At 42.9% G+C, this 12,320-nt stretch carries 13 protein-coding genes; 7 read left to right on the plus strand and 6 right to left on the minus strand.

Annotated elements, in window-relative coordinates:
- The first annotated feature begins 1 nt into the window (after position 1).
- Positions 2 to 457 carry an NfeD family protein gene (locus QUF19_RS12785; protein WP_102515686.1) on the plus strand — a complete coding sequence of 152 codons (456 nt, stop codon included), beginning with the start codon at positions 2 to 4 and terminating at the stop codon, positions 455 to 457.
- A 34-nt stretch (positions 458 to 491) separates the two neighbouring features.
- On the opposite strand, the gene cueR is transcribed toward QUF19_RS12785, so the two are convergent.
- Positions 492 to 887, minus strand: a complete 396-nt coding sequence (gene cueR / locus QUF19_RS12790; RefSeq protein ID WP_102515687.1) for a Cu(I)-responsive transcriptional regulator — start codon at positions 885 to 887, stop codon at positions 492 to 494.
- Between the two features lie 358 nt (positions 888 to 1,245).
- Between cueR and QUF19_RS12795 the strand changes: the two genes are divergently transcribed.
- Entirely contained in the window at positions 1,246 to 1,422 is a 177-nt protein-coding gene (locus tag QUF19_RS12795; protein WP_286294356.1) for a hypothetical protein, read from the plus strand.
- Positions 1,423 to 1,459: 37 nt separating this feature from the next.
- Here the strand turns inward: QUF19_RS12795 and QUF19_RS12800 are convergent, their stop codons facing one another.
- From QUF19_RS12800 to zipA, 5 genes are all read right to left on the minus strand, one after another.
- Positions 1,460 to 1,825, minus strand: a complete 366-nt coding sequence (locus QUF19_RS12800; protein WP_286294359.1) for a DUF2799 domain-containing protein — start codon at positions 1,823 to 1,825, stop codon at positions 1,460 to 1,462.
- 62 nt (positions 1,826 to 1,887) lie between these two features.
- Positions 1,888 to 3,279, minus strand: coding sequence for a multidrug transporter (locus QUF19_RS12805; RefSeq protein ID WP_286294360.1), 1,392 nt, complete (start codon positions 3,277 to 3,279; stop codon positions 1,888 to 1,890).
- Positions 3,260 to 3,415 carry a hypothetical protein gene (locus QUF19_RS12810; protein WP_004734257.1) on the minus strand — a complete coding sequence of 52 codons (156 nt, stop codon included), beginning with the start codon at positions 3,413 to 3,415 and terminating at the stop codon, positions 3,260 to 3,262. Before QUF19_RS12810 ends, QUF19_RS12805 begins: the two co-directional genes overlap by 20 nt.
- 390 nt (positions 3,416 to 3,805) lie before the next feature.
- Positions 3,806 to 5,818, minus strand: a complete 2,013-nt coding sequence (gene ligA, locus QUF19_RS12815; RefSeq protein WP_286294361.1) for an NAD-dependent DNA ligase LigA — start codon at positions 5,816 to 5,818, stop codon at positions 3,806 to 3,808.
- A 92-nt stretch (positions 5,819 to 5,910) separates the two neighbouring features.
- Positions 5,911 to 6,969, minus strand: coding sequence for a cell division protein ZipA (gene zipA, locus QUF19_RS12820; protein ID WP_286294363.1), 1,059 nt, complete (start codon positions 6,967 to 6,969; stop codon positions 5,911 to 5,913).
- Between the two features lie 229 nt (positions 6,970 to 7,198).
- On the opposite strand from zipA, the gene cysZ reads away from it, so the two are divergent.
- The 5 genes from cysZ to crr all read left to right on the plus strand — a co-directional run bounded on the left by cysZ (position 7,199) and on the right by crr (position 12,187).
- Complete coding sequence (gene cysZ / locus QUF19_RS12825; protein WP_286294364.1) at positions 7,199 to 7,957, plus strand: sulfate transporter CysZ; 759 nt, start codon at positions 7,199 to 7,201, stop codon at positions 7,955 to 7,957.
- Positions 7,958 to 8,180: 223 nt separating this feature from the next.
- On the plus strand, positions 8,181 to 9,149 hold the full coding sequence (gene cysK, locus QUF19_RS12830) for a cysteine synthase A (RefSeq protein ID WP_017061934.1): 969 nt from the start codon (positions 8,181 to 8,183) through the stop codon (positions 9,147 to 9,149).
- Positions 9,150 to 9,451: 302 nt separating this feature from the next.
- On the plus strand, positions 9,452 to 9,709 hold the full coding sequence (locus QUF19_RS12835; protein WP_004734263.1) for an HPr family phosphocarrier protein: 258 nt from the start codon (positions 9,452 to 9,454) through the stop codon (positions 9,707 to 9,709).
- A gap of 137 nt (positions 9,710 to 9,846) precedes the next feature.
- On the plus strand, positions 9,847 to 11,571 hold the full coding sequence (gene ptsI, locus QUF19_RS12840; protein WP_017106090.1) for a phosphoenolpyruvate-protein phosphotransferase PtsI: 1,725 nt from the start codon (positions 9,847 to 9,849) through the stop codon (positions 11,569 to 11,571).
- A 106-nt stretch (positions 11,572 to 11,677) separates the two neighbouring features.
- Positions 11,678 to 12,187, plus strand: a complete 510-nt coding sequence (gene crr, locus QUF19_RS12845) for a PTS glucose transporter subunit IIA (RefSeq protein ID WP_004737851.1) — start codon at positions 11,678 to 11,680, stop codon at positions 12,185 to 12,187.
- The last annotated feature ends 133 nt before the right edge of the window (positions 12,188 to 12,320 follow it).

The raw sequence follows: 12,320 nt of genomic DNA on the forward strand, positions 1-12,320 counted from the left end.
TATGGTCGAATTACTAGAACAAGTAAACCACTGGCATTGGTTGGCGTTTGGTCTAGCACTATTGGCTCTTGAGCTTATCGGAACGGCTGGCTACTTTCTTTGGATTGGTATATCCGCCATGCTCGTCGGGGCTCTTTTGGGTGCATTACCGCTGGGTTGGCAGATGCAATGGCTATCATTCGCCAGCTTCTCGCTCATCACCACTTGGTTGTGGTGGAGAAGACAGCTGTCCAATGACAAGCATTCCGATGCGGGTCGGGAACTGAATCAGAGAGAAAAGCAACTAATCGGAAGAACCACTCGCCTTTTAGAACCAGTACAAAAAGGTAACTGTAGAATAAACCTAGGAGACAGTTCTTGGTCTGCGATTAGTACGCATGATATTGATGCAGGAGAGGAAGTCGTGATTACTGCTGTCGATGGTATTGTTCTAACAATCAGCCCAACTAAAGAATAATCCAGATGAGCTTCCAAGCCATAAGTAAAAACACTTATGGCTTTTTCTCTACAAGCGAGTCGATAATTGGACAATGGCTATTTGAGTCACCGGGACATTGTTCAACCCACTCTATTAAAGTCTTTTGAATTACCAATAGATCTTCGATTTTTTTGTTCACTTCGTTTAGTTTACTTTGTGCTTTTGCTTTAACATCGGCACTTTCACGGCATGGGTTATCAGCTAATTCAACGAGCGCACGACACTCATCAAGCGAAAATCCAGCACTTCTCGCCTTCGCAACGATCCCAAGCTCTTTAATCTGCTTAGCCCCATAGGTTCTGTAGCCATTTTCAGAGCGTAATGGCGGGGATATCACCCCTTTATCTTCATACAAACGAATAGACTTTGGTGATAGTTGGATGAGGCTTGCAACTTCGCTTATGTTCATAATATTACTCAAATAAATATCGAATAGAGATCACTTCGGAGCATATAACTTATCTTCAAATACCTATAGATTTATGTCATTTAAACAAAAACATTAAAACCAATATAATGACCGAAAATAAAGTCTGCTGTTTATGACGATTTTACGGCAAATTATGTAAATAGCTTAGTTTTTTCTACAAAGTCAAACACCAATTATCAATAAGTTACTGATTGAATTATTAAAATACGTGCCTGTTATTTTTAATAGAAAATTTTTATATTACTTTGATCTTTCATAAAGCATGATCATACTTGGTTATTAAGCATGCCATTTGCGTGCGGTTTATATTTTTGGTAAGTAAGAAAGGATATCAAACATGAAATTTATAACTATAGTGATAGCTTCAATTTTCATTTTTGCCACACCAATCTCCATGGCAAATAATAGTGCAGGTAAAGTATTTGGCGCTGGTGTCGCTTGCACATTTAGTGACGGGGCAGTCAAGCAACTCCCCCGCGAGTTGTGCAAAGCTTATGGTGGTTCTCATCAATAAAGCTTCATTTGGTAGGTCGAGGGAAAAATACCTCAACCTACCTAACTCGGTAAAAATCAGCTCCGATGAACGCATCCCATCCTCTTTGCCACTCAGCTTTCGTCATAACTTCTTGGGGCATTCCGATACATTGACCATCATACCTTGTCCCTTGTATTCCTTTTTCAAAAGCTCTGAACGGGTCACAATATTCTAGTTTTCCTTTTGCATATCCCTCTTGATAAGAAGACTCGTCAAACGGTACTTTCTTTTTAATATCAACCAACGCGTCATTATCTACCACATGACCGTTGGCTCCAAAGCGCTCACCTTGTCCGTACCAGAATTCAGATGCTGTTTGAGGTGACGATGAACAAGCTGACAACCCAAAAGACAAAAGCGCGACATAAAAAAAACGTTTCATATAATTACCTCATAACGAAAAAAGCTGGGCACTAGCCCAGCTTCAGTTACCATGTCATCAACTTACTTTACAGAAAAAGGAATTGTTAACATAAGTTTAAAGTCTTCTTCATCTTGGAATAGGTTCGTGTAACCAGCCCAGCTTGGTGCATCTGTATCATTGTAGTAGTTAGTGTAGTAGAAACTAACGTTTGCGTCTTTCAAGGCACCCGCTTGAATTGCATAGTTTGCAAAGAAGCTATATGAGTACTCAGTTAGATCATCGTACCCCTGAGCTTCTGAGCCGAAACCGTATGCGCCGTTCACACCAGCACTAAAGCCTTTACCACCAATATCAGAGAAGTCACGAGCTGCTGATAGGAAGAAAGCAATTTCACCATCATGGTTAAAGTCAGAACGGTTATTCCACCAGATATCGTAAGCACCATTTGAACCACCATACTGACTAGTCAGACGGTAAGCCATATTACCAGCTAGTGCTGAGTCAACTGATTCTGCTGCGGTATATGTAGCTTCAGCACGGTAAGAGTATTGACCTGAAGAAAACGCCGTTAACATCGCTGCTTGGAACGCAGTGCTATCATACTGCTCGTCATCATCAACTACATAAAGTTGTGGAGACCAGTATAAACCACCTTCTGTGGTACCCTTAACCTTAACGTGGAAGTTCTTACGATCGCCGTCTGTCAATGCACCGTAACCAACATCAACTGAGATACCATTTTGCATAGCATAACGACCACCTATTGAGTATAGAGTACCCGCATCTTCGCCATTTGTAGTTTGGAATTCATACGTTTCTTTGAACCAAGGAGCTTTGTACTCGTCAGCAACAACCAAACCTAAAGATAAATCACCAAACGTTGCTCCAACTTCACCACCCATGTAAGTACCAGGAGCAAAAGACCAGTTAACACCTAGAGAGCTTGGTACTGATGGTTGGAAATAACCAAGTTTCGCTGTAACGCTATCACCAAACTTGAATTTAGCATTTGCTGTAGCAAACGAAACGCCGTTATCAGTACAGTCAGAATCCCAAGTACCTGAACAGCCGCTATCAGAAGGGTTCTTATCATACGGGTTATCAACACCCCAGAAGTTCATCTCATGGTCTGGACCACCATTGTTCCACATATCAAATGTTGAATAGATAACAACATCGGCACCCGCAACACCACCTACATAACCAGAGTTAAAGCCTAAATTAGCAAAGACAGAACCATGATCCAAGTTAGTGGTCTTCTTCGTGTTGTTACCATTCGCATCGACATTACCGCGATCACGAGCACGCATCATGAAGTTGAGGTTGCCGCTAATTGTAGATTCAGAGAAGAACTCAGATACTTCACCAGAATACTCAGGGCCGATTGGATCTTCAGCCATAGCTGGAGCAGCAGAAAGTGCACCTACCATTGCTGCAGTAATCGCAGATACTTTAAAAAATTTGTTTTCCATGGAATAAAACTCCTAAAAATGGATATAGCTGTTTGAATATTCCCCGCCTAAAGTTGGCCGCCGTAGAGAGAAATACCTTTTCTTGTTTGAGAACCCTAAACTCTGAATTCTCTATTTCCTTTCTGGTTATACACATCATGTGCATCCATGGCATTAAGACTAACTTCGCCCTCAAAAAGATCAATGAGAACTTAATTTTCATCTAAAAAAATATGAGTTGGTGCAAATTTAGTAGGTACTTAGTGATCCAGATCGACAAATAGAAAAATCCTCACCAAAACAAAATCAATACCAATAAATTCAACAACTTGAAGAAATATTCACTTTATAAAAATAGATATGACTCGCAATTATGATACAACTGGAATGGTATTTCATTAATGTTGAGCGGCATCACTGTCCCTTTTTGAGAGTTCGTATAGGTACAAAATTCTCAACAATTAAAAAGACATCTAATTTGCAGCAGACACAAAAAAAAGCACTCCCTTTAAAGGAGTGCTTTTGAGCTTTTTTTACCTTGGTTTACTTACGAAATAAGTGCAATTAGATCTTCTTCTGTTCTTATTTCGATACCTAAATCTTGTGCTTTAGTCAGTTTAGAACCAGCCGCTTCACCCGCGAATAAGATATCCGTTTTCTTAGACACGCTACCGGTTACTTTTGCACCTAAAGCTTGCAACGCGGCTTTCGCTTCACTGCGCCCTAATTTAGACAGTGAGCCCGTCAACACAACCACTTTACCTTCTAACGGTAGCTCTTGGTCATCCGCAACAGCTTCGATTGCAGGCCAGTTAACACCAAGCTCTAGCAACTGCTCGACTACGGCTCTGTTTTTCTCCTGCGAGAAGAAGCTCGTGAGGTGACTTGCGACGATGTCACCAATATCTGACACTTCAACCAACTGTTCATGGGTTGCTGCTTGAACCAACTCCAGCGTCTTAAAGTGTTGAGCTAAGTTCATAGCCGTCGCTTCGCCCACTTCTCGAATCCCTAGAGAATAAAGGAAACGCGCTAATGTCGTATCTTTAGCTTTATTAAGCGCACTCACTACATTCTGTGCCGATTTAGGCCCCATTCTATCAAGAACCGTAATCACGCCCGCACTTAACTTAAAGAGATCAGCTGGAGTTTCTACCATTTCACGGTCGACAAGCTGCTCTATCACTTTTACGCCAAGGCCATCAACATCCAACGCCTTTCTAGACACAAAGTGCTTAAGCGCTTCTTTACGCTGTGCCTGACACACTAAACCGCCAGTACAACGCGCTACTGCTTCGCCTTCGACGCGCTCAACGGCAGAACTACACACAGGGCAAGCATCCGGGAATACAATATCTTTTGCCGACTCGGGACGACGATCGAGCACCACAGCCACAATTTGAGGGATAACGTCACCAGCGCGACGGATAATCACGCTATCGCCTACCTTCACACCTAAACGAGCGATCTCATCGGCATTGTGTAGCGTGGCGTTACTCACCGTCACACCACCGACAAAGATAGGTTCAAGCTTAGCAACGGGCGTAATAGCGCCTGTTCGGCCTACTTGAAACTCAACATCGTTAAGCAGAGTGATCTCTTCTTGAGCTGGGAACTTATAAGCAATTGCCCAGCGAGGTGCTCGTGCAACAAAGCCGAGAGTTTCTTGTGCGGCAATGTCGTCAACCTTAATCACCACCCCATCAATTTCATAAGCGAGAGCATCACGACGAGTCATGATATCTTGGTAGTACGCCTTTACATCCTCAAGCGAGCTTAGCTGCTTAGTTTCAGGACACATAGGCAAACCCCAACCTTTCAACTGCAGAAAGCGTTGATAGTGGCTATTTGAAAGCTCAGCGCCCTCTACAACACCGACACTGTATGCGTAGAAAGCCAAGGGACGTTTAGCTGTAATACGAGAATCTAGCTGACGTAGACTACCTGCGGCAGCATTACGTGGGTTCACAAAGACCTTCTCGCCTTTCTTCAATGCCAGCTCATTCAATTTGTCGAAGCCCGCTTTTGGCATAAACACTTCGCCACGTACTTCGATACGTTCTGGCCAGCCTTCGCCTTGTAACTTAAGCGGAATCGAGCTGATCGTACGCACGTTTTCAGTAATATTTTCGCCCGTCGCACCATCACCACGCGTCGCTGCCTGTACTAAGGTGCCGTTTACATAGAGTAGGCTCACAGCTAAACCATCAAGCTTAGGCTCACAACAGAAGGTCTTTAGGTTCGCAGTTGGCGCTCGATCAGACATGCGCTTGTTAAATGCATCTAAATCATCGTCAGAGAATGCATTGTCGAGCGAAAGCATTGGGATTTCATGAGCCACTTGCGTAAACCCATCTAAAGGCTGCCCACCGACACGTTGGCTAGGCGAATCCACCGTCACAAGCTCTGGATTCTCTTCTTCGATTTTTAGCAACTGTTGCATTAATCGATCGTACTCAACATCAGGAACCTCGGGGCTATCTTCTACGTAATAACGAACGGCATGATAGTGCAGAGTTTCTCTTAACTGCTCTAAGGTAACTTGAATCGATTCTTTCATATCATTCTCTGTCGTGATTGAAATATCAAAAAGGGCTCCCTTAGGAGCCCTTTTCTATAAATATAGATTATTTATAAGGCTAAACAAGACGGCTAGGCATTGGCTGCCGTCATAAAGTCTCTGATTTGTTTACGGTAGTCAGACAAGCGATTGGGTGTCATTAAGTTACGTGACTCGTCCAAAACGTTTCCGCCCATATCATCTGCAATCTTCTGAGCTGCACTTAGCATTACATTGAAGTTCTGATCAGCTTGACCATAACAAGGCAGCGTCATGAAGAACGAAATACCTTTCGTTGTAAAATCAGCAGGATCATCATGTTCTAGCGTTCCCGGCTGCATCATGTTCGCAACACTGAAAATAACTTTTGGCTCATCGCTAGATTGTGCAAAGCAGTGGTAGATAGACATCTCACCATAAGTTAAGCCGTTATTCTCCATGCTACGGAAAAGTTCAGTACCTACGAATGGGATTTCTCCAGCACAGTGAACATTGAGAACAATAACGTCTAGGCCAAGTTCTTCATCTGGCTTAGCTTCTTCAGTAGGCGCTGCGTTTTGTGGAGCAACGACTTCTTTAGCAACGTCTACGTGAGTAACAAGCGGTTCACTTGGCGTCAGTGCTTTGTTGGGAGCTAGCGGCTCAGTAACGGTATCAGTACTTTCTGCAAACGAACCGTATTGCTCTTTAAAACCGGCGTGGTTTTCTTTTTGTTCGTCAGTCAATTCGAAGTTTGGAACCTCAGGTTCGGCGACTTCTTCGATCTCTTCTGGCTCACTTTCGATCTGAACTGGCTCTTCTTTAACACTGAAAGAAGGAAGATCATTCAATTCGATGTCGTCTTCGATAACTTCTTTCGTTTGTGGTGCTGTTAGTGGGTCAGAGTCAATCAGCGGATCCGTAGCAGACGGTGAAACCGCAAAGTCCGGCTCTTTACGCTCTTTTCTGATTATCTCAAAATCATCTTCTGGGGCGAATGAACGGTTTGGGATCGTTTCAGACTCATCTAAGCTATCGTTATCAAGCTTACCAAGCGGCTTATCTCCAAACTTTGCTTTCCCTTCTTTTTTACTCGTCCATAGACCATGGAACAATAATGCGGCGATAGCTAACGCGCCAACAATAATGAGTACAAATCGCAATTCCTGCATTTTTCGCTCTCAGCTTTCTTAGTCAACTAGCTATATAGAAGCTGTCACTAAGTTGGGTTAATTTGGCCAATCTCACTACTCTATCAAAAGTAGCCACTGTTTTAGAACAACTTAATACAATTAGTTCCTTACATGGTGTGATTTTCGCCACGCTTTTTTTCTTAATTTCGGTCGAGTACACTAGGGATGTTTGCTATTTAACCAAATTCACATGTGACCTAATTTAAATATGACTATTGAATCCATTCCACGCTCAGGCTTTGGCTATTTTATTTTCGGAATAAAAATCGCTTTGTCACCGAGTATTCGTAAGTTTGTTTTACTTCCACTCATCGCTAACGTGTTACTCGTTGGTGGTGCTTTGTTTTATATCTTCTCCAACCTCAACACTTGGATTGAAGGATGGATTGGTGCATTGCCAAGCTTCTTGTCGTGGTTGTCATACATTTTATGGCCGCTACTGGTCATAACCGTCTTGGCCACATTTTCGTATTTCTTTAGCACGCTCGCTAACTTCATTGCTGCGCCGTTCAATGGATTACTCGCAGAAAAGGTAGAAGAGCTGCTTAGTGGCAAAAAAGTAAATGACGATGGTTTTCTTGATGTCCTCAAAGATACGCCACGTATATTAGCGAGAGAATGGCGCAAGCTTGTCTACGTTCTGCCAAAAGCGATAGGTTTATTCCTACTTTTGTTAATTCCAGCACTAGGACAAACCGTTGCACCGTTTTTATGGTTCATCTTCACTGCCTGGATGCTCGCTATCCAGTACGCTGATTACCCATTTGATAACCATAAAATCAAATTCGATGATATGAGAAATATTTTGAAACAAAAACAAGGTAAGACCTACAGCTTCGGCGCGCTTGTTTCTGTGTTTACGACAATCCCTATTTTAAACCTCATCGTGGTACCTGTTGCTGTTTGTGGTGCCACAGCCATGTGGGTTGTTGAATTCAAAGAACAAGCATTACACTCTCGTCGATAAACGAGCCAACTTACCTTTCCGCGCCTATCTTTTGAGGATTCACTTACCAATAAAGATAGGCGTGAACTCTGCTACATATCTATATGATATAACTTTTTAATCCTTTTACCTTTTTTTCAAGTTGTTTAATCTAAATTCAAGCTGAACAAACATCGAAAGACACTAGACGGTAAAGTGATTGATATACTACGTTTAGTTCTGTCATTAAATGAAGGAATATCGCATGAGCAAGATCTACGAAGACAACACCCTAACGATTGGTAACACACCGCTAGTCCGCCTTAACAAAGTAAGCAAAGGTAACGTCCTAGCTAAGATCGAAGCTCGTAACCCAAGCTTCAGTGTTAAGTGTCGTATCGGTTCAAACATGATCTGGGAAGCAGAAAAAGCAGGAACTCTGAAACCAGGTATCGAACTTGTTGAACCGACCAGTGGTAACACCGGTGTTGCTCTTGCATTCGTAGCAGCGGCGCGCGGTTACAAGCTAACGCTGACTATGCCTGAGTCAATGAGCCTAGAACGTCGTAAGCTGCTTAAAGCGCTTGGCGCAAACCTAGTGCTAACTGAAGCACCAAAAGGCATGAACGGCGCGATTGCTAAAGCAGAAGAGATTGTTGCTTCAGACCCAGACAAGTACCTACTACTACAACAGTTCAACAACCCAGCGAACCCACAAATTCACGAGCAGACAACGGGCCCGGAAATTTGGGAAGCAACAGACGGCGAGATCGACGTGTTTGTAGCGGGTGTTGGTACGGGCGGTACTATCACTGGTACAAGTCGTTACATTAAAGGTGAAAAAGGCAAAGCCATCACTTCAGTAGCGGTTGAACCAGCAGAGTCTCCAGTTATCGCACAAGCGCTTGCAGGCGAAGAAATCAAACCTGCTCCGCACAAAATCCAAGGTATTGGTGCAGGTTTCATCCCCGGAAACCTCGATTTAGAGATTATTGACCGAGTTGAATCGGTAACTTCTGAAGAAGCGATTGAGATGGCTCAACGCCTAATGAAAGAAGAAGGTATCCTTGCTGGTATCTCATCTGGCGCAGCTGTTGTTGCAGCAAACAGAATCGCAGAACTACCTGAATTTGCAGGGAAAACTATTGTTACCGTACTACCAAGCTCTGGTGAACGTTACCTGAGCACAGCCTTGTTTGCAGGCATCTTTACGGAAAAAGAGAACCAACAGTAATATGTGGTCAAATCAATTTTTCGTCCAAAAAAGCCCCGTTTAGGGGCTTTTTTGTTGATCCCTGCCCCACCTTTGGTAATATCAGCTCTGTTTTATTTTTCGCTTCAAAATAAAAGAAGCAATAAACAGATTCTGAAAGTCATGAGTACTCAACAAAAGACGACCATGGCTGGATAAAAATTTATAATCAGTCTAAGTTCTAACACGAACATAGCGTACTAGCCTCTAGCGAACTTACGTTAAAGCAGTTAAGCTGAACTGGTTACAAACTTACAAAAAATAAATTAATTGGGGTATATCAAATGTACGAGAAGCAAGTAGAAATCACAGCAGAAAACGGTCTTCACACACGTCCAGCTGCACAGTTCGTTAAAGAAGCAAAATCTTTCGATGCTGACATCACAGTGACTTCTAACGGCAAAAGCGCTAGCGCGAAAAGCCTGTTCAAGCTACAAACTTTAGGCCTAGTAAAAGGTACTAACGTTACTATTTCAGCTGAAGGCCCTCAAGCTCAGCAAGCAGTAGACCACCTAGTTGCTCTTATGGATCAACTACACTAATACGGTCTCCTTCTTTCAAAGCCATTTTGCACAGAAAAGTGGCTTTGTTCGAAATAGATAGCGATAAGCGCGACATTTAGTCGACGACTTAAAGTCACACATTCTCCCGTTTACAGTTGAACAACTAAGGTAAGGCTATGATTTCAGGCATCCTAGCATCTCCTGGTATTGCTTTCGGTAAAGCACTACTACTTCAAGAAGATGAAATTGTCCTAAACACTCAATCTATCTCAGACGATCAAGTTGAAGCAGAAGTTCAGCGTTTTTTTGACGCTCGTAACAAATCTTCTCAACAACTTGAAGTTGTAAAGCAAAAAGCACTTGAAACTTTTGGCGAAGAAAAAGAAGCAATCTTTGAAGGCCATATCATGCTGCTTGAAGATGAAGAGCTAGAAGAAGAGATTTTAGCACTCATCAAGAAAGACAAAATGCACGCAGACAACGCGATCTACACAGTGATCGAAGAGCAAGCTGTTGCACTAGAGTCACTTGATGATGAGTACCTAAAAGAACGTGCGACTGATATCCGTGATATCGGTACTCGCTTCGTTAAAAATGCACTAGGCATCAACATTGTGTCTCTAGCAGATATCAATGAACAAGTTATCCTAGTTGCTTACGACCTAACGCCATCTGAAACTGCACAAATCAACCTAGACTACGTTCTTGGTTTCGCTTGTGACATCGGCGGTCGTACATCTCATACTTCAATCATGGCACGTTCACTTGAGCTTCCAGCTATCGTTGGTACTAACGATATCACTAAGCAAGTTAAGAACGGCGACATGCTTGTGCTAGACGCGATGAACAACAAGATCATCATCAACCCTTCTGACGCTGAATTAGCAGAAGCTAAGAAAATCAAATCTGATTTTGAAGCAGAAGCGGCTGAACTAGCAAAACTTAAAGACCTACCAGCTATCACGCTTGATAACCATCAAGTAGAAGTTTGCGGCAACATCGGTACAGTTAAAGACTGTGACGGTATCTTGCGCAACGGTGGCGAAGGTGTTGGTCTGTACCGTACTGAATTCCTATTCATGGACCGTACTGCACTTCCTACTGAAGAAGAGCAATACGTTGCTTACAAAGAAGTAGCGGAAGCAATGCACGGTGAGTCAGTGATTATCCGTACAATGGATATCGGTGGCGATAAAGATCTTCCATACATGGATCTTCCAGAAGAAATGAACCCGTTCCTAGGCTGGCGTGCAGTACGTATCAGCTTGGATCGTCGTGAAATCTTACGTGACCAACTACGCGGCATTCTTCGTGCATCTGCACACGGTAAGCTACGCATCATGTTCCCAATGATCATTTCTATTGAAGAGATCCGTGAACTGAAAAAAGCAATCGAAGAGTACAAAGTTGAACTTCGCGCTGAAGGTCATGCATTCGATGAAGACATCGAAATTGGCGTAATGGTTGAGACTCCAGCAGCAGCTGCAATCGCACACCACCTTGCTAAAGAAGTCGCTTTCTTCTCTATCGGTACTAACGATCTAACGCAATACACTCTTGCAGTTGACCGTGGTAACGAGATGATTTCTCACCTTTACAACCCACTATCTCCAGCGGTTCTTCTTGTAATCAAGCAAGTAATCGATGCTTCTCATAAAGAAGGCAAATGGACAGGTATGTGTGGCGAGCTAGCAGGCGATGAGCGTGCAACTCTACTTCTTCTTGGTATGGGTCTAGATGAGTTCTCTATGAGCGGTATCTCTATCCCTAAAGTTAAGAAAGTAATCCGTAACTCTAACTTCGCAGAAGTTAAAGCTATGGCTGACGAAGCACTATCTCTACCTACAGCTGCAGAAATTGAAGCTTGCGTAGAAAAGTTCATCGCTGAGAAAACTCAGTAATCACCAAGAGCTTAATAAAGTTAGACGGCTAAAAATAGTCGTCTAATTTGTTAGATTGGTATAGTATATTCTACAGAATAAAACTAAACGTTAGGAGCATGACACAATGGGTCTGTTTGACAAACTGAAAAAGCTAGTATCTGACGACAGCGCTGACGCTGGTGCAATCGAAATCATCGCACCTCTATCTGGCGAAATCGTAAATATTGAAGATGTGCCAGATGTTGTTTTCGCTGAAAAAATCGTTGGTGACGGCATCGCGATCAAACCAGCTGGCGACAAAATGGTTGCTCCAGTTAACGGTACTATCGGTAAGATTTTCGAAACTAACCACGCATTCTCTATCGAGTCTGACGACGGTGTTGAGCTTTTCGTTCACTTCGGTATCGATACTGTTGAACTTAAAGGCGAAGGCTTCACTCGTGTAGCTGAAGAAGGTCAATCTGTTAAAGCTGGTGACACTATCATCACTTTCGACCTAGCGCTTCTAGAAGAGAAAGCGAAATCTACACTTACTCCAGTTGTTATCTCTAACATGGACGAAATCAAGGAGCTGAACAAGCTTTCTGGTTCTGTAACTGTTGGCGAAACTCCAGTTCTTAAAGTAACTAAGTAATTTCGATTACTTAACTGCTTTAATTAAAACGCTACCTAAGGGTGGCGTTTTTTGTGCCTACTATATTGATCCAGCCGCTTAACCAACGGTTCTGACTGCCGCTCTTCACCTCGTTGTAGACAGCCCCTCAATA

The organism is Vibrio sp. FE10, from assembly GCF_030297155.1.
Classification (GTDB): domain Bacteria; phylum Pseudomonadota; class Gammaproteobacteria; order Enterobacterales; family Vibrionaceae; genus Vibrio; species Vibrio apostichopi.